This is a genomic window from Pseudophaeobacter sp. TrK17 (assembly GCF_042192375.1).
In the GTDB taxonomy this organism is placed as follows: domain Bacteria; phylum Pseudomonadota; class Alphaproteobacteria; order Rhodobacterales; family Rhodobacteraceae; genus Pseudophaeobacter.
In genome coordinates, this window is sequence record NZ_CP071700.1 from 1,855,151 (window position 1) to 1,879,536 (window position 24,386).

Here is a 24,386-nt window from a genome sequence, read left to right on the forward strand (position 1 = left end):
CATCTTTCAGGCTTTTGAACAACCTTGGCGTGTTAGCCGCGCCGCCGCCGCCGCCGCCCGCCTGCGGGGCCGTCGCCGCCGCCGGTGTTGAAGTTGACCTCGGGCAGGGTCAAAATCGACGCCAGAATTGGGAAAGGCTCTTTGGAGTTGGGGATGGCGGAGGCATTGACAAAATGTTCCTGGAACCGCGGCTCGACAGCGGTTTCGATTTTTTCAATCCGGCGGACGGTTTGTTCGATTTCGCTGCGGGCCTTGGTGTTGAGCAGGGCAATGCGGGCGCCGGTGCCCGCGGCATTGCCGGCGCTGGTGACCTTGTCGATGGGGCAATCGGGGATCATGCCCAGAACCATGGCGTGTTTGGCGGAAATATGCGCCCCAAAGGCGCCAGCCAGTACCACCCGGTCAACAGTGTCGACGCCAAATTTGTCCATCAACAGACGCGCCCCAGAGTAGAGCGCCGCCTTGGCCATCTGAATGGCGCGAATGTCGGGGTTGGTGATGGTGATCTTGGGTCCGCCTTCGGCGCTGCCATCCCAAACCAGATAGGCATTGGTGCGGCCATCCTGGACACAGCGGGGCGTGCCGGTCTGCTCTGCCGAGCCAATCAGGCCGGAGGCGTCCAGCACACCGGCCATGCGCATCTCAGCAATGGCCTCGATGATGCCAGAGCCACAGATGCCGGTGATGCCAGTGGTGGCAATGGCAGCATCAAAGCCCTCTTCATCGGACCAGATCTCAGACCCGATGACGCGAAAGCGTGGCTCTTTTGTTTCTGGGTTGATTTCCAGCCGTTCAATGGCCCCAGGGGCGGCCCGCTGGCCGCTGGAGATCTGCGCGCCTTCAAAGGCGGGACCGGTGGGGGAGGAACAGGCGAGGACCTTGGTCTTGTCGCCCAGCAGGATTTCGGCATTGGTGCCCACATCAACCACCAGCACCAGATCTTCGGATTTGTCCGGCGCTTCAGACAGGGCAACGGCGGCTGCATCTGCACCCACGTGGCCGGCGATGCAGGGCAGCAGGTAGACACGGGCCGCCGGGTGGATGTTGAGATCCAGTTCAGTGGCGCGCAGGGCGAGCGAATCCGAGGTGGCCAGGGCAAAAGGCGCTTGTCCCAGTTCAAAAGGATCAATGCCCAGGAACAGGTGGTGCATCACCGGGTTACAGACAAAAACCGCATCCACGATCAGATTCTTGTCAATCTCGGCCTCGGCAGCGATCTGGGTGAACAGGGCGTTCATGCCTTCACGCACCGCGCGGGTCATCTCTTGATCGCCGCCCTCGTTCATCATCGAATAGGAAACCCGGCTCATCAGATCCTCACCAAATCGGATCTGTGGGTTCATAATACCGGAAGAGGCGATGACTTCGCCGCTGATCAGATCGCACAGATGCGCGGCAATGGTGGTGGAGCCCAGATCAACTGCCAGCCCGTAGAGGGAGCCTGCGTAATAGCCAGGCCAGATATGCATGATCTTGGGCGGGTTGCTCTCGTCGCCCAGATGCACCGCCACGGTGACCTTCCATTTGCCTTTGCGCAGGGCAGGCTGCAGGCTTTGCAGGATGTGCAGGTCGGTTTTGACATTCTTGAGCTGCCATTGGCTGTCGAGCGCTTCGATCAACCGCTCCATATCGCCCGAGGGCTTGTGCATGTCGGGTTCTTCCACCTCGACATAAAACAGCCGGGTCGAGGGGTTCATAGTGATATCGCGGGCTTCGGCGCGTTTGCGCACCACCTGCCGGTGCACCTGGCTTTCGGGGGGGACGTCAATCACCACATCCCCCTGAACCTGAGCCTGACAGCCCAACCGGCGGCCATCAATCAAGCCGCGCTTATCCTTGTAGCGCTGTTCAACCTTGTTCCACTCGGTCAGGGCATCATCGGCCACCGTCACCCCGTGTTTGGAGAACTCGCCATAGGAGGGGGTGATCTGGCATTTCGAGCAGATGCCACGCCCGCCGCAGACAGAATCGAGATCTACGCCCAATTGCCGTGCGGCCGTCAAAACGGGCGTCCCAACCGGGAAATGGCCACGCTTGCCCGATGGCGTAAAGATGACGAGAGGATCGCTGCTCATAAAGGCACCCCATGGATTCATGTATTTCCACCGGACCATAGGGACTTGGCGGCGTAATCAAAAGTCTCAGACCGCCACAATCTGGTCCAGTGGCGTCATTTTCTGCCGCTGCGCCGTCCGTGGGGAAGCGGCAGAGCCGGGAAAGTGCCGTCCAGCGCTGGCAACCTGACGGCTTGGCTGCGCTTTAACCCCCGGAAACCTGCTCCAGCCAGTCCAGAATGGCCTGGCGGTTGCCATCCAGGCGCGGCGCCGGGGCGCGGGTCTTGGGGTCCTGCAAGCCTGACATCTTGATCGGGTTGCCCGCAGCCACATAGGCCGGGGCGCCGTCTTCGTCCAGGACGTCAACCACCATATTGCGCGCCAGGATTTGCGGATCCTTCAGCACCTGCGCAACATCCTGGATTGGCCCGGTTGGAATGCCAGCATCGGTGAGGCGCGAAATCCAGTAATCGGCAGGGCGATCAATGGTAACGGCTTCGATCAAGCGTTTCAAAAGGCGGGCATTTTCGCATCTGGCTGGATTTGTCGCAAAGCGCGGATCCTGTGCCAATGGCAACTCCAGCGCGGTGCAAAGCGTGGCAAAAAGTGCGTCATTGCCAGCCGCGATGACAAACAGCCCATCTTCGGCGTGGAAGGTCTCAAACGGGGTGATCGACGGATGCCGTGCGCCAGAGGGGCGCGGTGCCTCGCCGGTGACCGAGGTAATGGCAATGGCATGTTCCAGCAGCGCCAGCTGACTGTCGAGCATGGCAATATCGACCTTCTGCCCCAGCCCGGTTTTTTGCACCTCCAACAGGGCGGCAAGAACGCCCTGCGCCAGAAACATGCCCGCAGCAATATCGCCAATGGAGGCGCCAACCCGGACGGGGTCGCGGTTGCGTTCTCCGGTGATCGACATCACCCCACCGCGGGCCTGAACCACCATGTCATAGGCGGGGCGTTGCGAATCCGGGCCGCTATGGCCAAAGCCGGAAACCGCTCCGTAGATCAGCTTGGGAAAGCGTTTGTGAAGTTCCTCCCAGCCAAAGCCAAGGCGCTCCATCACGCCAGGGCGGTAGTTTTCCAGCACCACATCCGCTTGTGCCAGAAGTCTATTAAAAACAACGCAGTCTTCAGGGGACTTAAGGTCCAGTGCGATGCTTTCTTTGCCGTGGTTGATGGTGGCAAAATAGGCGCTGTCCTGGCCCTTGAACGGCGGGAACGAGCGGGTGTCATCGCCGCTGCCGGGGCGTTCCACCTTGATCACCCGAGCGCCCAGATCCGCCAGGGTCATCGAGGCATAGGGGCCGGCAAGCACATGGGTGAGATCGACGATAAGAATTCCAGTCAATGGCCCGGTCTCTGGCGAGGGGGCTACTCCGGACACTGGGAAATCTGGCGTTGTCATTGAAGGGTCCTTTTGGTCTGTTCGCTTAAGTACAGGGCATAAAGGCTTTGTGTAAAACAACTTTGACGTAGATCAGGTCGGCCTGGTTGAAGTCCGTAGGTTAGGGCAAGAAATGCTGCGCTGCAGGATTTCTTCGCACGGGCTCTTTTCTATCCCCAACATCTGTGCAATAGGGTCACCGTCAAACGGGGTTTTGCATAGGGGTAGCAAATGCAGATTCGTGAGGCACTCACCTTTGATGATGTTCTACTGGTTCCAGGCGCGTCTGACGTCCTGCCCAGCACTGCTGATACACGCACACGCGTGACGCAGAAAATTGATCTCAATATTCCGCTGATGAGCTCGGCGATGGATACGGTGACCGAAGCGCGCATGGCCATTGCCATGGCGCAGGCCGGCGGTATGGGTGTCATTCACAAAAACCTGGATGCCGAAGAGCAGTCGCGTCAGGTGCGGCGGGTCAAGCGCTTTGAAAGCGGCATTGTCTATAACCCGATCACGTTGCTGGCCAGCCAGACCCTGGCCGATGCCAAGGCACTGCAGGAACGCTATCGCGTCACCGGTTTCCCGGTGGTGGATGAGGCAGGCCGGGTGGTGGGCATCGTCACCAACCGCGATATGCGCTTTGCCAACGACGATGACACACCTGTGTCGGTGATGATGACCTCTGATAATCTGGCGATGCTGCAAGAGCCCGCCGATTTGGACGAGGCCAAGTCAATGATGCGTGCCCGTCGCATTGAAAAGCTTTTGGTCACCGATGGCAGTGGGAAGCTGACCGGTCTTTTGACCCTGAAAGATACCGAACAGGCCGTGTTGAACCCTACCGCCTGCAAGGATGAGCTGGGCCGCCTGCGGGTGGCTGCTGCCAGCTCGGTTGGCGATAGCGGTTTTGCCCGCTCAGAGCTGCTGATTGATGCCGGTGTTGACATTGTGGTTGTTGACACCGCTCACGGTCACTCTGCTGGCGTGCTTGAGGCCGTCAAACGTATCAAGTCGCAATACCCCAATGTACAGGTTATCGCGGGCAATGTGGCCACTGGCGCTGCGACCTCAGCGTTGATTGATGCCGGCGCGGACGCGATCAAAGTGGGGATTGGGCCGGGCTCGATCTGTACCACGCGGATGGTTGCCGGGGTGGGGGTTCCACAGCTGACCGCCATCATGGACTGCGCCGCCGCGGCGGGCGACACGCCCGTCATTGCCGATGGTGGTATCAAATTCTCCGGTGATTTTGCCAAAGCAATTGCCGCCGGCGCCTCCTGTGCCATGGTGGGGTCGATGATTGCCGGCACCGATGAAAGCCCCGGAGAAGTGATCCTCTATCAGGGCCGCTCCTTCAAATCCTACCGGGGTATGGGCTCGCTTGGCGCTATGGCGCGCGGCTCTGCCGATCGCTATTTCCAGAAAGACGCCGCCAGCGACAAACTGGTGCCCGAAGGCATCGAAGGGCAGGTGCCCTATAAAGGCAGCGCCAACGCGGTGATCCACCAGCTGGTGGGGGGCTTGCGTGCCGCCATGGGCTATACCGGCAGTGCCACGGTTGCAGAGATGCGCAAGGACTGCTCCTTTGTGCGTATCACCGGTGCCGGCCTGAAAGAAAGCCACGTGCACGACGTTCAAATCACACGTGAAAGCCCGAACTACCGTATCGGCTAATTAGAGATTGGAAAGATGACGATGACCCTTTGTAGCCTTGGAGCCTGGGCGTGACCCCGGCTGCCCGCCAGCAGGCGGCCATCGACATCCTTGACCTGATCCTGGATGGGGAAGCGGCTGAAAAGGCGCTGACCTCTTGGGGGCGGCGCAATCGCTATGCCGGCTCCAAGGATCGCGCTGCAGTGCGCGATCATGTGTTTACCGCCCTGCGCTGTCGCCGGTCTTTTGCGGTACTGGGCGGGGCGCAGACCGGACGCGGTTTGGTGCTGGGCTCCCTGCGTGCCGCAGAGATTGATCCCGCAACCGTGTTCAGCGGCCAGGGCTACGGGCCTGCGCCCCTTACCGAGACCGAGAGCGCCGCGCCTGCCGCCTTTGCCTCTGATGCCGAGCGACTGGATATTCCTGATTGGATCTGGCCATCGTTCAGCGACAGTCTGGGAGATGCCGCAGAGGCCGCAGCCCAGGCGCTGCAATCGCGGGCGCCGGTGCATTTGCGGGTCAACCTGCTGCGCAGCAACCGCGCTGACGCAATTGAGGCTCTGGCAGAAGAGGGCATCATCTGTGTGCCACATGCCGCCAGCGAAACGGCGTTGGAGGTCACGCAGGGGGGCCGCAAGATCCGCAACAGCGATTGTTTTGCGGACGGGCTGGTCGAATTGCAGGATGCCGCCAGTCAGGCGGTTGTTGACACGCTACCGCTGCAAGACGGCATGCGGGTGCTGGATTTCTGTGCCGGGGGCGGTGGCAAAAGCCTGGCCATGGCGGGGCGCGCAAAAATTGATCTGTTTGCCCATGATGCCAATCCCAGTCGGATGAACGACCTGCCGCTGCGGGCGCAGCGGGCGGGCGCTGATATCACCTGCCTGTCCGAGGACGAGCTGGAGAAGGCTGAGCTTTTTGATCTGGTGCTGTGTGATGTGCCCTGTTCCGGGTCTGGATCCTGGCGACGGGCGCCAGAGGGTAAATGGCGCCTTACCCGGGAGATGCTCGACGAGATCCGCTTGTCTCAGCGGCAAATCCTGGAAGATGCCAGCAAGCTGGTGCGCCCCGGTGGCCATCTCGCCTACGCGACCTGCTCCATGCTGGACGAGGAAAACAGCGTACAAATTCAAAGCTTTCTCGATAAACATGAGGGCTGGTCCCGCGGTGACCTGGGTAACTGGCAGGTTCAGGCTGGAACCGATGGGTTTTTTGTCACTGTGTTGACGCTTATCGGCTAGGGTTGTTAGGTAATTCGTCGGGAAAGCTACATTTACCTTAACGTGGCTTTAAGACTTTAGCCGCGTTATACCGGTTACCAATCCTGAAGATGGAGCCGCAATGTCCGGTCGCCAAAATTCTTCCGTGCCTGCGCTACGGATCTATTATCCCGAACACCTTCGCCTTGGGGCGACGTTGCTTTTGTCGATTGGTCTGATGGTGGTGCCCAGCTTTTTTGCATTGCCAGATTGGGTGTTGCGCGGGCTGTTGACGGTTGGCCTGACGCTGCTGGCGGTTGCGTTATTGTTGCTGTTTCAGTCGCGGCTGCGGATCAATGCGCGGGCTATGGCGGTTGAACTGCTTACCGGGTTTATCGAGAAAGATGCCACGCCCAGCTTTGTGACCGATGATGACGGCACCATTCACGCTTGTAATCAGGCGGCACAGAATCGGTTTGAAGACAATGACCGCGAGACCCTGGCCGGGGCGCTGCGTTCGGTATTGGCCAATCCTTCGGCAGTATTGTTCCGGTTGCAGAGCCGCGCCAGGTTCGAAGGATCCGCACGCGAAGATATCGTGACCCGCAGGGGGCATGTGCGCTTGGCGGTACACCAGATGCATGGCGGTAGCTTCCTGTGGCGTGTTGAAGATATCGCAGAGCGCCAGTCCGGGCGTGGCTCTGAATCGGTGCCCATCCCGATGATCACCGTTGGGCGCACTGGTGCGGTCTTGTTCATGAACGAGGCGGCGCGCAAATTGGTCGGCGAGCGTGTTAAATCCACCGATCGTTTGTTTGTGACGCTGCCGGTGAGCAGCGGTGAGGTGAACACCATCACCACCAAAAACGGCCCGCTTGACGTGTTGGTGACCGAATTGAACCGAACCCAGGGCCGCAGTGAGCTGTTCCTGATGGAGGTCAACACAGCGGAACTGCAGGGTCCGAAAACCAGTTTTGAACATATGCCTGTTCCCATCATCAAACTGGCGCCCTCCGGGGATATTCTGTCGCTCAACAAGATGGCGATGGGAATGCTGGGGGTGAAAGGCCGGGAAAATCTGAAACTGGCACAGCTGATGGAGGGCCTGGGGCGGCCGATGTCGGATTGGCTGCGGGACACGGCGGATGGGCTGGCCTCCAACAAATCCGAATTTCTGCGGTTGTCCCGGCCTGACAAGGAGGTCTTTGTCCAGGTTACTCTGACCCGCTCGGTGGAAGAGGGCAACACCATCATTATCGCAGTGTTGAACGATGCGACCGAGCTGAAGACGCTGGAGGCGCAGTTTGTTCAGAGCCAGAAGATGCAGGCGATTGGTCAGCTGGCCGGGGGCGTGGCCCATGATTTCAACAATCTTTTGACAGCGATTTCAGGCCATTGTGATCTGCTGTTGTTGCGCCATGATCAGGGCGATCAGGACTTTGGCGATCTGATTCAGATCCATGAAAATGCCAATCGCGCCGCCTCGCTGGTGAGCCAGCTTCTGGCTTTTTCGCGCAAGCAGACCCTGTTGCCCGAGGTGTTGGATGTCCGCGATACTCTGTCCGATCTGACCCATCTGCTCAACCGTCTGGTGGGGGAGAAAGTTACCCTGACCCTGAGCCACGATCCGGTCATGCGCCCGATCCGGGCTGACAAACGCCAGTTGGAGCAGGTTTTGATGAACCTGGTGGTGAATGCCCGCGACGCGATGCCCAACGGTGGAGAGATCCGGGTGCGGACCGAAGCCGTTACCTTGGACACCCCGCTGAAACGAGACCGCGCCGCGGTGCCCGAGGGCAACTGGATCACGGTAAAGGTCAGTGACGAAGGTGTGGGGATTTCGCCAGACCAATTGCAAAAGGTTTTTGAGCCTTTTTATACCACCAAACGCACCGGCGAAGGCACTGGCCTGGGCCTGTCCACGGCCTATGGGATCGTCAAGCAGACGGGCGGCTTTATCTTCGTCGACTCGGTGCCCGACAAAGGCACACAATTCACCCTGTTCTTCCCGGTCTACCAAGAGGGCCAGGACGATCAGGTCGAGGTTGCCGAAGTCCCCGCGCCCAAGGACGCCCCTGCGCCGCAACACGGCGAGGGCGTGGTGCTATTGGTCGAGGATGAAGCGCCAGTGCGGGCCTTTGCCTCGCGGGCGCTGCGCATGCGCGGGTACACAGTTCTTGAGGCGGAGTCCGCAGAGGATGCGCTGCGCACACTGGAGGACCCCGGTCTGACGGTGGATGTGTTTGTGACCGATGTGGTTATGCCAGGCATGGACGGCCCCACCTGGGTGCGCGAGGCCCTGAAAACGCGCCCCGACACCCGCGTTGTCTTTGTGTCTGGTTATGCCGAAGGGGCCTTTGGCGAATCTGAACCGGATGTGCCGAATTCCGTATTCCTGCCAAAACCCTTCTCGCTCAATCAGTTGACGGAAACCGTGCACGCTCAGCTTCATTAAGCTCTAAGTCTGCGGTTTCCCACGGGTGCTGCGCCTCTCACTGAATACTGTCGTACAGCTCGAATTCCTCGGGCTTTTTGCGCCGGTATAGCGCCTCGATCTCGGGGCTGAGTGTCAGATCCATGACGGGGCTGACATTGCGTTTTTGCAAAGTGATCTTCACATCCAGCCGCTGTTCCAGGAAGGATTGAATGGCTGACTGGTCCTCATAGCGAAACAGATGGGTGACGTGACAGCCGTTTTTTTGCGTTTCCAGGAACTTTGCCTGACTGCCAACATTGGCATAGCCCGGTTGCTGGCCCTTGCAATAGCCGCGCACAAATTGATCAAAACTAATGCCATGGGTTGCATTGGGCTTGCCCTCCATAAAGGGGCGTTGGCGAAACCGATACCAGCTCCCAAGCCAGCTAACTGGCTCGCGCATGACGGCTGCCACCTCCAGCTCCACATCGCAAACCCGTTCAAACATCGGGCGAATCCAGCGGTTGTAGCGATACAGTGGCGCATGTTTTAGTTCAGGCGGGTTGGTAATTGCCAGATCTGCGCGCGTCTGCAGCGCCTCCTGATAGGCCGATGTTCCCGTTTTTGGAACCGAGAGGAGTACCAGTTTTTCGTCATAAAATACCAACATAAACCGCGTCAAACCCTTCGAAACAAGATGGAAAGTGGTCGTTCCCATATGTCTAACACCTGGCGCGTGGCCTGAATAGGTGAAGTTTGTATTTGCTTTGTTCTCTTTTTGGTCCCATAAGGAACAAGAGGCGAACACAGCAGGGATTGCCGCAAGCGCAGCTCTATGACACATAGAAGGGAACAAGGGACTATGGCGGATCTGTTGACCATGAAAAACAAAGTAAGCGGTGACAAGCAAAAGGCGCTCGATAGCGCGCTTGCGCAGATCGAACGGCAGTTCGGCAAGGGCTCCATCATGAAGATGAGCGACGGTGCCATTCAGGAAATCGAGGCGAGCTCTACCGGCTCTCTCGGCTTGGATATTGCTCTGGGCATAGGTGGCCTGCCGATGGGGCGGATTATCGAAATCTACGGGCCGGAAAGTTCGGGTAAGACCACGCTGACCCTGCATTGTGCGGCGGAGCAGCAGAGAAAAGGTGGCGTTGTCGCTTTTGTTGATGCTGAACATGCGCTGGACCCGCAATATGCGGCCAAGCTTGGTGTTGATCTTGATGAGCTGCTGATCTCGCAGCCGGACACCGGCGAACAGGCCCTGGAAATCACCGATACCCTGGTGCGTTCTGGCGCGGTCAATATGGTCATCGTCGACTCGGTGGCGGCGCTGACGCCAAAATCGGAACTCGAAGGCGATATGGGCGATTCCAGTGTGGGTGTTCAGGCCCGGCTGATGAGCCAGGCCATGCGCAAGCTCACCGGCTCGATCAGCCGTTCCAAATGTATGGTTATCTTCATCAACCAGATCCGGATGAAAATCGGCGTTATGTTTGGCTCGCCCGAGACAACAACTGGCGGCAACGCCCTGAAATTCTATTCCTCCGTGCGTCTGGACATCCGCCGTATCGGCGCGGTCAAGGACCGGGACGAAATTGTCGGCAATGCCACCCGCGTCAAAGTGGTGAAGAACAAGGTGGCGCCGCCCTTCAAACAGGTTGAATTCGACATCATGTATGGCGAAGGCATCTCCAAAATGGGCGAGCTGCTGGATCTGGGGGTCGCTGCAGGCGTGGTGAACAAATCCGGGTCCTGGTTCTCCTACGGGGATGAACGGATCGGGCAGGGGCGTGAAAACGCCAAACAGTTCCTGCGCGATCACCAGGCCATTGCCTACGACATTGAGGACAAGATCCGCGCCGCCCATGGGTTGGAGTTTGATCGACCCGATGGCGGTGATGAGGATGATATTCTCGAAGGGTAAGGCCCCTGAGAATTTGATCAAAATGATCTTTCAAAAGGACGTGGCAGCGGCTGCGTCCTTTTTACGTTCTTTGGTGGGGTGCGGGCTGTGGACAGGGACAGATTGGGGGGATAAACCTCTCTCCAACCTTGAACATTGCCCGCAAAGGGATCCCTATCCATGGCGACGCTGAACGACATCCGCTCCACCTTTCTGAACTACTTTGCCAAACAGGGGCATGAGATCGTCGACTCCAGCCCACTGGTGCCGCGCAATGATCCAACCCTGATGTTTGTGAACTCAGGCATGGTGCAGTTCAAGAACCTGTTTACCGGGGTTGAGACCCGCGATTACCAACGCGCAACGACCTCGCAGAAATGCGTCCGTGCCGGCGGTAAGCACAATGATCTCGACAATGTGGGATACACTGCGCGTCACCACACCTTTTTTGAAATGCTGGGGAACTTCTCCTTTGGCGACTATTTCAAGGAAGAGGCGATCCCCTTTGCCTGGGAGCTGATCACCAAGGAATTTGGCATCGACAAAAATCGTCTGTTGACGACTGTGTATCACACCGATGACGAAGCCTTTGCGATCTGGAAAAAGCTGGGGGTGCCAGAGGATCGCATTATCCGCATCGATACTGCGGATAACTTCTGGCAGATGGGGCCCACCGGTCCATGTGGCCCCTGCACCGAGATCTTTTATGACCATGGCGACCATATCTGGGGCGGCCCTCCCGGTTCGGCTGATGAAGATGGCGACCGTTTCATCGAGATCTGGAACGTGGTTTTCATGCAGAACGAAAAGTTCGAAGACGGTTCGATGACACCGCTGGACATGCAATCGATTGACACCGGCATGGGGCTGGAACGTATCGGTGCGCTGCTGCAGGGCAGTCACGACAACTACGATACCGACCTGTTCAAATCCCTGATCGAGGCCTCGGCGGATGTTACCAATTCAGACCCCTACGGCGATCAGAACGTGCATCACCGGGTGATTGCTGACCACCTGCGCTCGACCTCCTTCCTGATGACCGATGGGGTAATGCCCTCCAATGTTGGCCGTGGCTTTGTGCTGCGCCGCATTATGCGCCGCGCCATGCGTCACGCGCATCTTCTGGGCGCCAAGGATCCGGTAATGCACCGGCTGGTGCCTGCGCTGGTGCAGCAGATGGGGGCTGCCTACCCAGAACTGGGCCAGGCTCAGTCGATGATCGAAGAAACGCTGCAGCAGGAAGAAACCCGCTTTAAGCAAACGCTGGAGCGTGGCCTTAAGCTGTTGGATGATGAGGTTGCCGAACTGGAAGACGAAGCGCCTCTGCCGGGTGCCACCGCCTTCAAACTTTATGATACCTATGGCTTCCCGCTGGATCTGACCCAGGATGCCCTGCGGGAAAAAGGCCGCGAGGTCGACACCGACGGCTTTGACAGCGCCATGGCGGAGCAAAAAGCCAAGGCACGAGCAGCTTGGTCTGGCTCCGGCGACAGTGCCGACAGCACCATCTGGTTTGATATCGCCGACAAACACGGCGACACGGATTTCCTTGGTTATGACACCGAGGAGGCCGAGGGCCAGGTTGTTGCCTTGGTCAAGGATGGCAGCGAGGTCAGCGAGGCCGGGCAGGGCGACAGCGTGCAGTTGGTTCTGAACCAGACGCCGTTCTATGCTGAATCCGGTGGTCAGGTTGGCGATAGCGGTGACATCCTCGTCGACGGCGGGGTTATCCGTGTTTCGGATACCAAGAAATCTGCCGGTGTCTTTATTCATATGGGCGAAGTGGTTGAGGGGCTGGTCACGGTCGGCGCCCCGGCGCAGTTGCGGGTTGATCCCACACGGCGCGCTGCCATTCGTGCCAACCATTCGGCCACCCACCTGCTACACGAGGCCCTGCGCGAGGCGCTTGGCGATCATGTGGCGCAGCGAGGCTCGCTGAATGCGGATGATCGGTTGCGGTTTGACTTTAGCCACAGCAAGGCGCTGAGCGAGGCAGAGCTGAGCAAGGTTGCTGCGGATGTGAATAGCTATATTCGTCAGAACACCCCTGTTGAAACCCGCATCATGACACCAGATGACGCGCGTGCCCTGGGGGCGCAGGCCTTGTTTGGCGAAAAATACGGCGATGAAGTCCGGGTTGTTTCCATGGGGCGTGCGGATACCGGCAAGGGCAACGACGGTGAGACCTATTCGATCGAGCTCTGTGGCGGCACCCATGTGCGCCAGACTGGCGACATTGGCACCTTTGTTATCCTGGGTGACAGTGCCTCATCCGCTGGGGTGCGCCGTATCGAGGCCTTGACCGGGGCTGCGGCCTTTGACCATCTGCAGCGCACGGCGGGCCAGATGGCTGAGATCGCCGGCACGCTGAAGGCACAACCGGCTGAGGTGATGGATCGTTTGAAATCCATGATGGATGAACGCAAATCGCTGCAAAATGAGATCTCCAATCTGAAACAGCAAATCGCCATGGGCGGTGGTGCTGGTGGCGGTGCCGAAACCAAAGATATTGGCGGCAAGACTTTCCTGGCCCAGGCTCTGCAAGGGGTCTCTGGCAAGGATCTGCGCGGCTTGATCGACGCCCATAAGCAAAGCATCGGCTCGGGTGTGATCTTGCTGATCGCCGAAGAGGGCGGCAAGGTAGCAGTTGCTGCGGGGGTTACGGACGATCTGACCGGCGATGTTTCGGCCGTGGATGTCTTGCGCGCTGCAGTTCCAGCTGTTGGCGGCAAAGGCGGCGGTGGCCGTGCGGACATGGCCCAGGGCGGTGGCAAGGATTTTGCCGGGGCAGTTGAGGCAATTGCCGCAGCCGAGGCCTTTTTGGCAGGCTGATCCGTCATTGCGGGCAAGGCGCCTGCACACGACACAGCAAGAAACGCCCGCAGTCATCTGACTGGCGGGCGTTTTTATTAATTTGGACCATGTGGTCAAAAATTGATCGACGCGGCGAAGCAATTGCCTATGCTGGGCCAAAGCCAGGCAGATTACCGGAGGTTCCCCATGCCCGCACTTTGGATTGCTCATGTCACCGTCACCGACGAAGAGGCCTATGGCAAATATGCCAAATTGGCAGGCCCAGCCATCGCCAAGGCCGGCGGGGAGTTTATCGCCCGCGGCGGTCGCTTTGTGCAGCTCGAAGGCAAGGAGCGCCCCCGCAATGTGGTTGCGACATTCCCTAGCGTGGAGGCGGCGGTAGAGTGCTATCACAGCCCAGAGTACCAAGAGGCGCTGAGCCATGCCCGTGACGCCTCTGAGCGCGAGCTGATGGTGGTGGAAACCAGCGCCTGAAGGCGAATAAATGTAAAGCAGAGCGCAGGGGCATCCATTTTGGGTGCCCTTTTTTGTGGCTATACTCTTTGCTGCGAAGGCATCGTTTAAAACAGAAAGAGGCGCCCAAAGGCGCCCCTGTTTTTGCTCTGTTGGTCTGTAAGGCTTTAGCCGTTACGCGCCATCCGTTTACGCTCATGCGGGTCAAGATAGCGCTTGCGCAGACGGATCGAGTTAGGCGTGACCTCTACCAGTTCGTCATCGTTGATATAGGCAATGGCCTCTTCCAGCGACAGCGTGATCGGCGTGGTCAGGCGGACGGCTTCGTCGGTGCCCGAGGCCCGCACGTTGGTCAGCTTTTTGCCTTTCAGCGGGTTCACTTCCAGATCGTTTTCACGGGAATGCTCACCGATGATCATGCCCTGATAGATGTCCACCTGCGAGCCGATGAACATTTTGCCGCGATCTTCCAGGTTCCACAGCGCATAGGCCACGGATTGGCCGCTTTCCATTGACAGCAGCACACCAGCGCGACGGCCCGGGATAGAGCCCTTGTGCGGAGCCCAGCCGTGGAACACGCGGTTCAACACGCCCGTACCACGGGTATCGGTCAGGAATTCGCCGTGATAGCCGATCAGGCCCCGCGACGGTACATGGGCGATGATGCGGGTCTTGCCGGCACCGGCTGGCTTCATCTCGACCAGCTCACCTTTGCGTGCGCCAGTGATTTTTTCAATCACCGCACCAGAGTATTCATCATCAACGTCGATGGTGGCTTCTTCGATTGGCTCCATGCGGACGCCGTCGACTTCTTTCATCAGAACCTGAGGACGCGAGATCGACAGTTCAAAGCCTTCACGGCGCATGTTTTCGATCAGAACGCCCATTTGAAGTTCGCCACGGCCGGCAACTTCAAAGGCATCACCACCAGGGGTGTCGGTGATCTTGATCGCGACATTGCCTTCGGCTTCTTTCATCAGGCGGTCACGGATAACCCGCGACTGCACCTTTTTGCCGTCACGACCGGCCAGCGGGCTGTCGTTGATGCCAAAGGTCACGGTGATGGTTGGGGGATCGATTGGCTGGGCATCCAGGGCCTCATCCACGGCCAGGGCGCAGATGGTATCGGCCACGGTGGCCTTGGTCATACCGGCCAGCGAGACGATATCGCCGGCTTGGGCTTCTTCGATGTCCTGCTGCGCCAGACCACGGAAGGCCTGAATTTTGGTGACGCGGAACTGTTCGATCTTTTGGCCAATACGGGACAGGGCCTGCACGGTGGCGCCGACCTTCAGGGTGCCGCTTTCGACGCGGCCTGTCAGCAGGCGGCCAACAAAGGGGTCAGAGCCCAGGGTGGTGGCCAGCATGCGGAAATCTTCGCTTTGGCGTTTGATCTGCTTGGGCTCGGGCACGTGGTTGACGATCAGGTTGTACAGCGCGTGCAGATCCTTGCGGGGACCGTCGAGCTCTGCATCGGCCCAGCCATTGCGGCCAGAGGCATACATATGGGGAAAGTCCAGCTGATCTTCGGTTGCATCCAGGGAGGCAAAAAGATCAAAGCATTCGTCCAGCGCGCGATCGGGCTCGGCGTCGGGTTTGTCGACTTTGTTCAGCACCACGATGGGGCGCAGGCCCAGGGCCAGGGCCTTGGAGGTCACAAACTTGGTCTGCGGCATGGGGCCTTCGGCGGCATCCACCAGCAGCACAACACCGTCCACCATGGACAGGATCCGCTCAACTTCACCGCCAAAATCGGCGTGACCGGGGGTATCAACGATGTTGATACGGGTTCCATTCCACTCCACCGAAGTGGGTTTTGCAAAAATGGTAATGCCCCGCTCGCGTTCCAGGTCGTTACTGTCCATGGCACGTTCTGCCACAGCCTGGTTTTCGCGGAAGGCGCCGGATTGTTTCAGAAGCTCATCAACCAGGGTCGTTTTACCGTGGTCCACGTGAGCAATGATCGCAATGTTGCGCATGTCCATGACGTCAGCCTTTGTAAGGAAGTTGCGCCGCCCATAGCCCGATCCCACGCCAAAGGCCAGCAAAAATACGTCCAATCCGGCCTGTGAGGTGAAACCTGCAACAATACTGCGTATTTGATTGCCAATTATTCCAGTTCTTCAGGGCAAAGGCTCAGCCGTTGGCAAGTGGGGCTGGGCGCGGGCCCAGCACAACCGCTTTGCTTAGTGGCCGGAAGAGGCGGAAAAGAGATGAATGACCAGCACTCCGGCGAGGATCAGGCCAATGCCAATGATGGCAGGCAAATCCAGGCGCTGCCCAAACATGACCAACCCGATAAAGGCAATCAGCACGATGCCAAGCCCAGCCCAGATGGCATAGACCAGGCCCACGGGCATATATTTCAACGTCAGCCCTAACATGAAGAAGGAAAACCCATAGGCAACAATCACCAGTAGGGATGGTCCAAGGCGGCTGAATTGCTGGCTTGCCTGCAGTGCGGAGGTGCCAATGGTTTCAGCCAAGATAGCTAGGACAAGATAGAGGTAATGTATGGGCATGTCCGGATCCTCATTCGCTTTGGACTTTGGGGCGCTTCCTCGGCCATATCCCAAGGCTTGGACCTGTGACAGTCTGGAAACGGCAGCGCGCGACATTTTTGTCGGGCGGCCAGAAGGTCGGATCACAAGGCAAGGGGGCGCCGTTGCACCAGCAGACACTGACGTCAGACGAAATACACCGTTGACCAAGTCCCAGTACAGTGTTTTCCGGTCAGGTCTGGTTGCAAACAGCCCGCACTGGCCCATCAGGGGCAGTCCGGGCTGTTCCTGTCCCATGTGCGGGTCTCGTGGCGAGGTCACGGATTTTGCCCCAGGTCGGCATGATATTTACCTCAGTCGCCCAGGGTAAGTGTCTATACCCGCTGGTTTTCCTCGAACCAGCGGGAGATACGGTCACGCACATATGTCCACACCTGTGGCGCGCCACGGGTGACTTTGACCCCAACGCGGGATTCGACCTGTTGCAGGCTGACATCGTACTCCAGCCAGCTGCCACCACCGTTGAGAAGGTTCAGCAGAACCGGCTGTACCCGGTCGATGGCCTTGGCATAGACAGCATCGGCGCTTGTGGCGGCTTCAAATTCATCCCAGAGCGCCCGGAACTCGGTAGCCTGCGGCGCGGGCAGTAGGCCAAACAGACGATCGGCAGCCAGCTGTTCTTCAGCCTCCTGTGCGGCCTGTGCCTGCACCGAGATCGCGCCGTGAATAGGGGTGTCGCCAGCGTCTACTTCAACAATATCATGCAGCAGCAACATTTTGATAACGCGGGATATATCTATGTCGGTGGCGGCGTGTTCCCCCAGAATCCAACCATAGAGCATGATATGCCAGCTGTGTTCGGCTGAGTTTTCCGGCCGTGACCCATCGCCAATCCAGGTGGCGCGCAAGATGGATTTCAGCGCGTCGGCCTCGTTGAGGAAGGGAAGCCGCTGGGTCAGAGCGCTGACATCTTGGCCGGTGGGCTCGCCAAGCAGGGAAAGGGCATGATGATAGGCCTGCGGGAAACTCTGTTCCAGGGCGGCAGCGCGACCACCATGTAGATTGCCCCGGACCACATCAATATGATCCGGCAGAGGCGCAGCACCGTAAAGGGTCTGAAAAATCGGCTGGCAGTGGTCCAGATGTTTGGCAAAGCGCGCGTCTGGCGATTCGGCCTGTTCGAATTCCTGCCAAAGGTGGTGCAGCGTGGTGCCTTGATCGCGGGGCAGCAGCCCAAACAGCCGGGTTGCAGCAGCCTGTTCTGCTTGTGCCACGGCCTGCCAATCCACATCGTCGCTAATGGGGTGATCTCCGGCGTCGATTTCTACCAGGTCATGCAGCAAAAGCATCTGAATGACGCGGGTGATCGAGACCTCCGGCGCGGCAAAGGGAGCCAGCACCAAGGCATAGAGCGCCAGATGCCAGCTGTGTTCGGCAGAGTTTTCACGCCGCGAGCAGTCCAGGATCAGGTTCTGGCGTTCAATCCCGCGCAGTCTGTCTGCTTCCAGCAAAAAGGCAAATTGTGCCTGAATGCGTTGTTTCATTGTTGGACTTTCGCTTCCAGATCCCGTTGCACCTGGGCCAGTTTGCCAGAGATGAAATCACGCGCTTTGCGTTCGGCAAGACGCACTCGAATTTCAGTCAAAAAGGCTTCTTCCAGGGATTGAGAGGCTGCCCCAAGCACTTGGGCAACCTCCATATAAAACCGATCCTCGTCGATGGCTTCCTGAACTTTGAGCGTATCGATCGCCAGTTTTTCAGCCAGCTTTTCGATGGTGCTCATTAGCGAGTGTTCTCCGTCAGGCGACGCTTCACATAATCCGTAGTGTGGCCCATCAGGGTGTCCATGTGCTCCCCCTGGAAGAAGTGGTCAGCGCCCTCAACTTCGGTATGGGTGACAGTGATGCCTTTTTGCTCGTGCAGCTTGTTCACCAGATTGACGGTGTCTGCAGGCGGGGCCACCCGATCAGAGGTGCCATTGATGATCAACCCAGAGGAGGGACAGGGCGCCAGGAAGGAGAAATCATACATATTGGCGGGCGGAGCGACCGAGATAAAACCGGTGATTTCCGGGCGGCGCATCAACAGTTGCATGCCGATCCAGGCGCCAAACGAGAACCCAGCAACCCAGCAATGCTTGGAGTTGTTGTTCATCGACTGCAGGTAATCCAGCGCCGATGCCGCATCCGACAGCTCACCAATACCCTGATCATATTCGCCCTGCGAGAGGCCCACACCACGGAAATTAAACCGCAAAACGGTAAAACCCATGTTGTAGAATGCATAGTGCAGATTGTAGACGACCTTGTTGTTCATCGTACCGCCAAACTGGGGGTGTGGGTGCAGAACAATTGCAATGGGGGCGTCTTTTTCTTTTTGCGGGTGATAGCGGCCTTCCAGGCGGCCTTCGGGTCCGGGGAAAATGACCTCAGGCATGGGTGGGTGGATCCTACTCTTAATTTCTGCAGATGCTGTTCAGGAATACTTGACGAATTCCATCAGTCATCTTAGAACAATTCTAATTGCTGGCGCAGGCCATTGCATTGCACCGTCACGCTGAGATACGCACTCACGCGGTTAAGGTCAATGTTTTCGCGTCTAAACTGGATGTTTGGAGAGATGGAAAGATGAAGCTTTCTACCAAAGGGCGCTATGCCATGGTCGCGCTGGCTGATATTGCCCTGCAGCCGCAGGGCGCGCTGGTTGTACTTGGCGATATCTCCAAACGGCAAAACATCTCACTACCCTATCTGGAGCAGCTCTTTGTGAAACTGCGCCGGGCCGAGCTGGTCTCTTCGGTACGTGGTCCTGGTGGCGGCTATCGTCTGGCCCGTTCGGCGTCCGAAATTCGGGTGGTCGATATCCTGAGCGCAGTGGATGAAACCGTTGATGCCATGCACAAAGGTGCCGGCGCGTCGGGGGCGACAAGTGGCAGTCGGGCGCAATCGCTGACCAACCGTTTATGGGAAAGTCTCAGCGCCCATGTCTATGTGTTTTTGCACCAGACCAGATTGTCGGACATCATTCAAAATGATCTGGCCCCATGCCCTGCGGTTCCGGGCTTGTTTTCGGTTGTTGACGCAGAATAATCCGGACATGAAGAGCGTGAATGCACCAATCCTGTCCCACTTGAACGAGAAAAGATGATTCCATGACACGGGTTTATCTCGATCATAACGCCACCACGCCCTTGGCCCCTGCGGCCCGGGCTGCGATGGTTGCGGCCATGGATCAATGTGGCAATCCCTCGTCGGTGCATGCCGAGGGTCGCGCCGCCAAGGCAGTGATTGAACGCGCCCGCGCCCAGATTGCGGCTGCCTTTGGCGCGGATGGGGCGGATATTGTCTTCACCTCGGGCTCTACCGAGGGCGCTTCGCTGGCTTTGGCAGGGCGGGATCTGCATGGGGCGGCAATTGAACATGATGCGGTAAGGGCCTGGACATGCGAGGATCTTTTGGTTTCTTCCGCCGGTTTGGTCGCTGTTGACACCCCTGCAGAAACAACCCTGCAGCTGGCCAATTCCGAAACCGGAGTGGTGCAGACCCTGCCGCAGGGGCTGGCGGTCAGCGATGTGACCCAGGGCTTTGGCAAACTGCCGATCGCCTTTAACTGGATGGGCGTCGGCATGGCGCTGATTTCGGCCCATAAACTGGGCGGCCCCAAAGGTATTGGCGCTTTGGTGATGCCCCGTGGCACTGATCTGGCGGCGCAAATTCGCGGTGGCGGTCAGGAGATGGGCCGTCGCTCCGGCACCGAAAACGTGATTGGCATTGCCGGCTTTGGTGCCGCAGCCGAGGCCGCGGCTGCGCAGCTTGCCGATGGCACCTGGGAACGGGTGCAACAGCTGCGCGATCTGATGGAAGAAGCCCTTGTGGCTGGCGCTCCAGGGCTTATCTGTATCGGCAAAGATGTGGCACGTTTGCCGAACACTTCCTGCTTTGCGGTGCCGGGCTGGAAGGGCGAAACCCAGGTGATGCAGATGGATCTGTCCGGTTTTGCCATCAGCGCCGGATCTGCCTGTTCCAGTGGCAAGGTGCGGGCCAGTGCGGTGCTGACCGCGATGGGATTTGACGAAAATACCGCCCAGGGCGCCGTGCGCGTCTCACTTGGGCCGACAACAACAGAAGACGAGGTGCTGCGTTTTGCGCAGGCCTGGCTTCAGAAACACAAGAAACATTGCGCCCGGGTGGCGTGAGTGCAGGAGAATAACATGGCCGCTTTGGACCAGACCCAAGTCAAGGAAGGTGTTGATCAGGAAACCGTGGATGCGGTGGCCGAAGTCAGCACGTATAAATACGGCTGGGAAACCGATATCGAGATGGAATATGCCCCCAAGGGTCTGACCACCGACATTGTTCGCCTGATCTCGGAAAAGAACGAAGAGCCAGAGTGGATGCTGAACTGGCGCCTGGAAGCCTATGACCGCTGGCTGCAAAAAGAAGAGCCAAGCTGGGCCATGGTCGACTACCCTGAGATCGATTTTCAGGACCAGTATTACTATGCCCGTCCGAAATCTATGGAAGTGAAGCCAAAATCCCTGGATGAGGTCGACCCCAAGCTGCTGGAAACCTACAAAAAGCTTGGTATCCCGCTGAAAGAGCAAATGATCCTGGCCGGTGTTGAGGGCGCTGAAGATGCCCCCGCTGAGGGCCGTAAGGTCGCTGTCGACGCAGTGTTTGACTCCGTTTCTGTTGGCACCACCTTCCAGGCGGAGCTGAAAAAGGCCGGCGTTATCTTCTGTTCGATCTCGGAAGCGATCCGCGAACACCCCGAACTGGTGAAGAAATACCTCGGCTCGGTGGTTCCGGTCTCAGATAACTTCTATGCGACGCTGAACTCGGCTGTGTTCTCGGATGGCTCCTTTGTTTATATCCCGCCGGGCGTGCGCTGCCCGATGGAGCTGAGCACCTATTTCCGCATCAACGCGGAAAACACCGGCCAGTTTGAACGCACCCTGATCATCGCCGACAAGGGCTCCTACGTGAGCTACCTGGAAGGCTGTACCGCGCCGGCCCGTGATATCGCCCAGCTGCACGCCGCTGTGGTTGAGATCATCATTGAGGAAGACGCCGAGGTGAAATACTCCACCGTGCAGAACTGGTATCCCGGTGATGAAAACGGCAAGGGCGGCATCTATAACTTTGTCACCAAACGCGCCGATTGCCGCGGTGATCGCGCCAAGGTCATGTGGACCCAGGTGGAAACCGGATCAGCTGTGACCTGGAAATACCCCTCCTGCATCCTGCGCGGCAACGAGAGCCAGGGTGAGTTCTACTCCATTGCCATCGCCAACAACATGCAGCAGGCCGACACCGGCACCAAGATGGTGCATCTGGGGCGCGACACCAAATCGCGGATCGTCTCCAAAGGCATCTCCGCCGGCAAGGCGCAGAACACCTACCGTGGTCTGGTCTCGATGCACCCCAAAGCCAAGAACAGCCGAAATTTCACCCAGTGTGACAGCCTGCTCATTGGCGACAAATGTGGCGCCCACACCGTGCCCTATATCGAGGTGAAGAATAACTCATCTCGGGTTGAGCACGAGGCGACAACATCAAAAGTGGACGACGATCAGCTGTTCTATTGCCGCCAGCGTGGTATTGGCGAAGAAGACGCGGTGGCCCTGGTGGTCAACGGCTTCTGCAAGGACGTGCTGCAGGCGCTGCCGATGGAATTCGCCATGGAAGCGCAGCAACTGGTCGCGATCTCGCTGGAAGGGTCTGTGGGGTAAAGCATGGCCGGGAATGAGATGGATGCACATGCAACGCTAAATGATCTGAAGTACCCCAGAACTGATTGGGGACTTCGGAGCGGTGCGTTTGTAGCGACTATTTTGTGCACCTTCTCAATCTTGGCCATTCTTGCCAATCCAAACACTTTGATCGCTTCACCTGTTGGATGGGTTGCTTGCATAACCTTAAGCTCTTCGATCGGCGCTAGTTATGGATATGGAATCCAGAGATGGGCTGCCAGGAGAGATGAAAATGAAGCGGCGGAAATCAGAGAGATAAGAATGATTGAGGCCGAACGCCAACTTCGCGAATTCAAGGAGGCAAAAGAAAAATGATCGTCACCACCACTCCCTCTGTCGAGGGCTACCAGATCGCTGAATACAAGGGCATCGTCGTGGGCGAGGCCATCATGGGCGCCAATGTGGTGCGCGATGTCTTTGCCTCGATCACCGATATCGTCGGTGGCCGCTCAGGCGCCTATGAAAGCAAACTGCAGGACGCGCGTGAAACCGCGCTGGCAGAGCTGGAAGACCGCGCCCGCGATAAAGGCGCCAATGCGGTTGTGGGCGTTGATCTCGACTACGAGGTCGTTGGCAATTCGATGCTGATGGTTTCGGCCAGCGGCACCGCAGTGGTGATCGGCTGACGATGCTGGCAACGCCCTCACATATCACGCCTTTGCGCCTGTTCTGGTGGAAAGCGGTGCCAAACTTTGGCGACGCGCTTTCTCGCCTTGTGGTGGCGCATCTGAGTGGCCGTGAGGTGCGACATGCTGGCCCCGGTCAGGCAGATCTTTATGCCATTGGCTCGATCCTGCAAATTGCCCGGCGCAAATATTCCGAGGCAAAGATCTATGCGCAGAAACCGGTAATCTGGGGCTCTGGCCTGCTGCATGCGGTTGCGTCGACAGAGTTTTTATCAAATGTAAACATTGCTTTGCTGCGCGGTCCTATCACGGCTTCGCTGTTGGGGATGAAAACACAACGCTTTGGCGACCCTGGACTGCTGGTGGCAGATGTCCTTGCGCCGGCGCCATCAAAAACCCACCGGATCGGCCTGGTTCCCCATCACAGCCAGATGGAAGATCCAGGGATTCAGACCTTGGCGAACAGCAGTGAGGAGATCTTGCTGATTGATCCGCGTAAGGACCCAGCCACGGTCTGTGGCCAGATCAGCGCCTGCGATCACATCTATGCGGCCTCATTGCATGGGTTGATCACGGCGGATGCCTATGGCGTGGCCTCGACCTGGGTTTCGCCTGGCGATCAGGGGCATCTGAAATACTACGACTATGCCGCCTCGATCGGGCGGGTGCTTATTTCTCCGCTGGCCTGGGACCAGATCCCGGATCATTTGCGAAACAACAATCAACCGGCAGAGCTGGCTTATGGCGCGGGCATTGCGCGCGCCCAGGCCGATCTGCGTAACAGCTTTCCTGCGCGCCTGCGCGCTGAGCAGAACACAGGGACCGCCTGAGGGCGCGACCAAGAGAAAAGAGACGAGGAAAAAATGCTCGAAATCAAAAACCTGCACGTCAAACTTGAAGACGAGGACAAACAGATCCTGAAAGGTCTGGACCTGACTGTTGAGGCCGGCAAGGTGCATGCGATCATGGGGCCTAATGGCTCTGGCAAGTCGACACTGTCTTATGTTCTGTCGGGGCGCGATGGCTATGAAGTCACCGAAGGCAGTGCCACCCTGGCGGGTGAGGACCTGCTGGAGCTGGACCCGGAAGAGCGCGCCGCATTGGGGGTGTTCCTGGCCTTCCAATACCCGGTTGAAATCCCCGGCGTTGGCAACATGACCTTCCTGCGCACCGCGGTGAATTCCCAGCGCAAGGCCCGCGGCGAAGAAGAGCTGTCAGCGGCAGACTTCCTCAAATCCATCCGCGCCAAGGCCAAGGAGCTGAAGATCGACGCCGATATGCTGAAGCGTCCGGTCAATGTAGGCTTCTCCGGTGGTGAGAAAAAGCGCAATGAAATCCTGCAGATGGCCATGCTTGAGCCCAAGATGTGCATCCTGGACGAAACCGACTCGGGCCTGGATGTCGACGCGATGAAGCTGGTTGCCGAAGGCGTCAATGCCCTGCGCGATGAGGGCCGTGGCTTTCTGGTGATCACCCACTACCAGCGCTTGCTGGACCATATCAAACCCGATGTTGTGCATATTCTGGCAGACGGCAAAATCGTAAAAACCGGTGGACCAGAGCTGGCAATGGAAGTCGAAAACAACGGCTATGCTGGTATCCTGGCGGAGGTTTCCTGA

General features: G+C 58.3%; 21 protein-coding genes. 13 read left to right on the top strand and 8 right to left on the bottom strand.

Annotated elements, in window-relative coordinates; genetic code table 11:
- Window positions 1-32: 32 nt before the first annotated feature.
- Both JZI28_RS08675 and JZI28_RS08680 read right to left on the bottom strand, forming a co-directional pair.
- Window positions 33-2,075 (bottom strand): ASKHA domain-containing protein, encoded by a 2,043-nt coding sequence (locus JZI28_RS08675; protein WP_375699864.1) that lies wholly within the window; start codon window positions 2,073-2,075, stop codon window positions 33-35.
- 184 nt (window positions 2,076-2,259) lie between these two features.
- The gene (locus tag JZI28_RS08680; protein WP_375699865.1) at window positions 2,260-3,462 is read right to left on the bottom strand and encodes a CaiB/BaiF CoA transferase family protein; all 1,203 of its coding nucleotides are present in this window, start codon (window positions 3,460-3,462) and stop codon (window positions 2,260-2,262) included.
- 210 nt (window positions 3,463-3,672) lie between these two features.
- On the opposite strand from JZI28_RS08680, the gene guaB reads away from it, so the two are divergent.
- From guaB to JZI28_RS08695, 3 genes are all read left to right on the top strand, one after another.
- Entirely contained in the window at window positions 3,673-5,121 is a 1,449-nt protein-coding gene (gene guaB, locus JZI28_RS08685) for an IMP dehydrogenase (RefSeq protein ID WP_297338794.1), read from the top strand.
- Window positions 5,122-5,171: 50 nt separating this feature from the next.
- Window positions 5,172-6,341 (top strand): RsmB/NOP family class I SAM-dependent RNA methyltransferase, encoded by a 1,170-nt coding sequence (locus JZI28_RS08690; RefSeq protein WP_375699866.1) that lies wholly within the window; start codon window positions 5,172-5,174, stop codon window positions 6,339-6,341.
- A gap of 100 nt (window positions 6,342-6,441) precedes the next feature.
- Complete coding sequence (locus JZI28_RS08695; RefSeq protein WP_375699867.1) at window positions 6,442-8,754, top strand: ATP-binding protein; 2,313 nt, start codon at window positions 6,442-6,444, stop codon at window positions 8,752-8,754.
- Window positions 8,755-8,791: 37 nt separating this feature from the next.
- On the opposite strand, the gene JZI28_RS08700 is transcribed toward JZI28_RS08695, so the two are convergent.
- Window positions 8,792-9,385, bottom strand: coding sequence for a gamma-glutamyl kinase (locus JZI28_RS08700; RefSeq protein ID WP_295451952.1), 594 nt, complete (start codon window positions 9,383-9,385; stop codon window positions 8,792-8,794).
- 192 nt (window positions 9,386-9,577) lie between these two features.
- Here JZI28_RS08700 and recA point away from each other — a divergent pair, with 192 nt between their 5' ends.
- From recA to JZI28_RS08715, 3 genes are all read left to right on the top strand, one after another.
- On the top strand, window positions 9,578-10,642 hold the full coding sequence (recA, locus tag JZI28_RS08705) for a recombinase RecA (RefSeq protein WP_348157106.1): 1,065 nt from the start codon (window positions 9,578-9,580) through the stop codon (window positions 10,640-10,642).
- A gap of 159 nt (window positions 10,643-10,801) precedes the next feature.
- Entirely contained in the window at window positions 10,802-13,453 is a 2,652-nt protein-coding gene (gene alaS, locus JZI28_RS08710; RefSeq protein WP_375699868.1) for an alanine--tRNA ligase, read from the top strand.
- A gap of 168 nt (window positions 13,454-13,621) precedes the next feature.
- On the top strand, window positions 13,622-13,909 hold the full coding sequence (locus tag JZI28_RS08715; protein ID WP_295451942.1) for a DUF1330 domain-containing protein: 288 nt from the start codon (window positions 13,622-13,624) through the stop codon (window positions 13,907-13,909).
- 146 nt (window positions 13,910-14,055) lie between these two features.
- Here the strand turns inward: JZI28_RS08715 and typA are convergent, their stop codons facing one another.
- The 5 genes from typA to JZI28_RS08740 form a co-directional block, all read right to left on the bottom strand.
- Window positions 14,056-15,873 carry a translational GTPase TypA gene (gene typA, locus JZI28_RS08720; RefSeq protein ID WP_295452073.1) on the bottom strand — a complete coding sequence of 606 codons (1,818 nt, stop codon included), beginning with the start codon at window positions 15,871-15,873 and terminating at the stop codon, window positions 14,056-14,058.
- Window positions 15,874-16,074: 201 nt separating this feature from the next.
- Window positions 16,075-16,410, bottom strand: a complete 336-nt coding sequence (locus JZI28_RS08725; RefSeq protein ID WP_295451931.1) for a multidrug efflux SMR transporter — start codon at window positions 16,408-16,410, stop codon at window positions 16,075-16,077.
- Between the two features lie 353 nt (window positions 16,411-16,763).
- Complete coding sequence (locus JZI28_RS08730) at window positions 16,764-17,933, bottom strand: HD domain-containing protein (protein ID WP_375699869.1); 1,170 nt, start codon at window positions 17,931-17,933, stop codon at window positions 16,764-16,766.
- Complete coding sequence (locus JZI28_RS08735; protein ID WP_295451927.1) at window positions 17,930-18,172, bottom strand: hypothetical protein; 243 nt, start codon at window positions 18,170-18,172, stop codon at window positions 17,930-17,932. Before JZI28_RS08735 ends, JZI28_RS08730 begins: the two co-directional genes overlap by 4 nt.
- Window positions 18,172-18,825, bottom strand: coding sequence for an alpha/beta hydrolase (locus JZI28_RS08740; RefSeq protein ID WP_375699870.1), 654 nt, complete (start codon window positions 18,823-18,825; stop codon window positions 18,172-18,174). The genes JZI28_RS08735 and JZI28_RS08740 overlap by 1 nt, the downstream gene beginning before the upstream one ends.
- Before the next feature lie 191 nt (window positions 18,826-19,016).
- On the opposite strand from JZI28_RS08740, the gene JZI28_RS08745 reads away from it, so the two are divergent.
- From JZI28_RS08745 to sufC, 7 genes are all read left to right on the top strand, one after another.
- Complete coding sequence (locus JZI28_RS08745) at window positions 19,017-19,478, top strand: Rrf2 family transcriptional regulator (RefSeq protein ID WP_295451921.1); 462 nt, start codon at window positions 19,017-19,019, stop codon at window positions 19,476-19,478.
- Window positions 19,479-19,540: 62 nt separating this feature from the next.
- On the top strand, window positions 19,541-20,584 hold the full coding sequence (locus JZI28_RS08750) for a cysteine desulfurase family protein (RefSeq protein ID WP_375699871.1): 1,044 nt from the start codon (window positions 19,541-19,543) through the stop codon (window positions 20,582-20,584).
- Window positions 20,585-20,599: 15 nt separating this feature from the next.
- Window positions 20,600-22,120: a Fe-S cluster assembly protein SufB gene (gene sufB, locus JZI28_RS08755; protein ID WP_375699872.1), complete on the top strand. Its 1,521-nt coding sequence runs from the start codon at window positions 20,600-20,602 to the stop codon at window positions 22,118-22,120.
- Window positions 22,121-22,123: 3 nt separating this feature from the next.
- Window positions 22,124-22,456 (top strand): component of SufBCD complex, encoded by a 333-nt coding sequence (locus JZI28_RS08760; RefSeq protein WP_375699873.1) that lies wholly within the window; start codon window positions 22,124-22,126, stop codon window positions 22,454-22,456.
- The gene (locus JZI28_RS08765; RefSeq protein WP_009808387.1) at window positions 22,453-22,767 is read left to right on the top strand and encodes a heavy metal-binding domain-containing protein; all 315 of its coding nucleotides are present in this window, start codon (window positions 22,453-22,455) and stop codon (window positions 22,765-22,767) included. Before JZI28_RS08760 ends, JZI28_RS08765 begins: the two co-directional genes overlap by 4 nt.
- A 2-nt stretch (window positions 22,768-22,769) precedes the next feature.
- Window positions 22,770-23,597, top strand: a complete 828-nt coding sequence (locus JZI28_RS08770) for a polysaccharide pyruvyl transferase family protein (RefSeq protein WP_375699874.1) — start codon at window positions 22,770-22,772, stop codon at window positions 23,595-23,597.
- A gap of 33 nt (window positions 23,598-23,630) precedes the next feature.
- The gene (gene sufC, locus JZI28_RS08775; RefSeq protein ID WP_009808385.1) at window positions 23,631-24,386 is read left to right on the top strand and encodes a Fe-S cluster assembly ATPase SufC; all 756 of its coding nucleotides are present in this window, start codon (window positions 23,631-23,633) and stop codon (window positions 24,384-24,386) included.

Coding starts and splice junctions, on each gene's coding strand:
- JZI28_RS08675 (WP_375699864.1), bottom strand. CDS start 2,075: ATGAGCAGCGATCCTCTCGTCATCTTTACGCCATCGGGCAAGCGTGGC.
- JZI28_RS08680 (WP_375699865.1), bottom strand. CDS start 3,462: ATGACAACGCCAGATTTCCCAGTGTCCGGAGTAGCCCCCTCGCCAGAG.
- guaB (WP_297338794.1), top strand. CDS start 3,673: ATGCAGATTCGTGAGGCACTCACCTTTGATGATGTTCTACTGGTTCCA.
- JZI28_RS08695 (WP_375699867.1), top strand. CDS start 6,442: ATGTCCGGTCGCCAAAATTCTTCCGTGCCTGCGCTACGGATCTATTAT.
- JZI28_RS08700 (WP_295451952.1), bottom strand. CDS start 9,385: ATGTTGGTATTTTATGACGAAAAACTGGTACTCCTCTCGGTTCCAAAA.
- recA (WP_348157106.1), top strand. CDS start 9,578: ATGGCGGATCTGTTGACCATGAAAAACAAAGTAAGCGGTGACAAGCAA.
- alaS (WP_375699868.1), top strand. CDS start 10,802: ATGGCGACGCTGAACGACATCCGCTCCACCTTTCTGAACTACTTTGCC.
- JZI28_RS08715 (WP_295451942.1), top strand. CDS start 13,622: ATGCCCGCACTTTGGATTGCTCATGTCACCGTCACCGACGAAGAGGCC.
- typA (WP_295452073.1), bottom strand. CDS start 15,873: ATGGACATGCGCAACATTGCGATCATTGCTCACGTGGACCACGGTAAA.
- JZI28_RS08725 (WP_295451931.1), bottom strand. CDS start 16,410: ATGCCCATACATTACCTCTATCTTGTCCTAGCTATCTTGGCTGAAACC.
- JZI28_RS08730 (WP_375699869.1), bottom strand. CDS start 17,933: ATGAAACAACGCATTCAGGCACAATTTGCCTTTTTGCTGGAAGCAGAC.
- JZI28_RS08735 (WP_295451927.1), bottom strand. CDS start 18,172: ATGAGCACCATCGAAAAGCTGGCTGAAAAACTGGCGATCGATACGCTC.
- JZI28_RS08740 (WP_375699870.1), bottom strand. CDS start 18,825: ATGCCTGAGGTCATTTTCCCCGGACCCGAAGGCCGCCTGGAAGGCCGC.
- JZI28_RS08745 (WP_295451921.1), top strand. CDS start 19,017: ATGAAGCTTTCTACCAAAGGGCGCTATGCCATGGTCGCGCTGGCTGAT.
- JZI28_RS08750 (WP_375699871.1), top strand. CDS start 19,541: ATGACACGGGTTTATCTCGATCATAACGCCACCACGCCCTTGGCCCCT.
- sufB (WP_375699872.1), top strand. CDS start 20,600: ATGGCCGCTTTGGACCAGACCCAAGTCAAGGAAGGTGTTGATCAGGAA.
- JZI28_RS08760 (WP_375699873.1), top strand. CDS start 22,124: ATGGCCGGGAATGAGATGGATGCACATGCAACGCTAAATGATCTGAAG.
- JZI28_RS08765 (WP_009808387.1), top strand. CDS start 22,453: ATGATCGTCACCACCACTCCCTCTGTCGAGGGCTACCAGATCGCTGAA.
- JZI28_RS08770 (WP_375699874.1), top strand. CDS start 22,770: ATGCTGGCAACGCCCTCACATATCACGCCTTTGCGCCTGTTCTGGTGG.
- sufC (WP_009808385.1), top strand. CDS start 23,631: ATGCTCGAAATCAAAAACCTGCACGTCAAACTTGAAGACGAGGACAAA.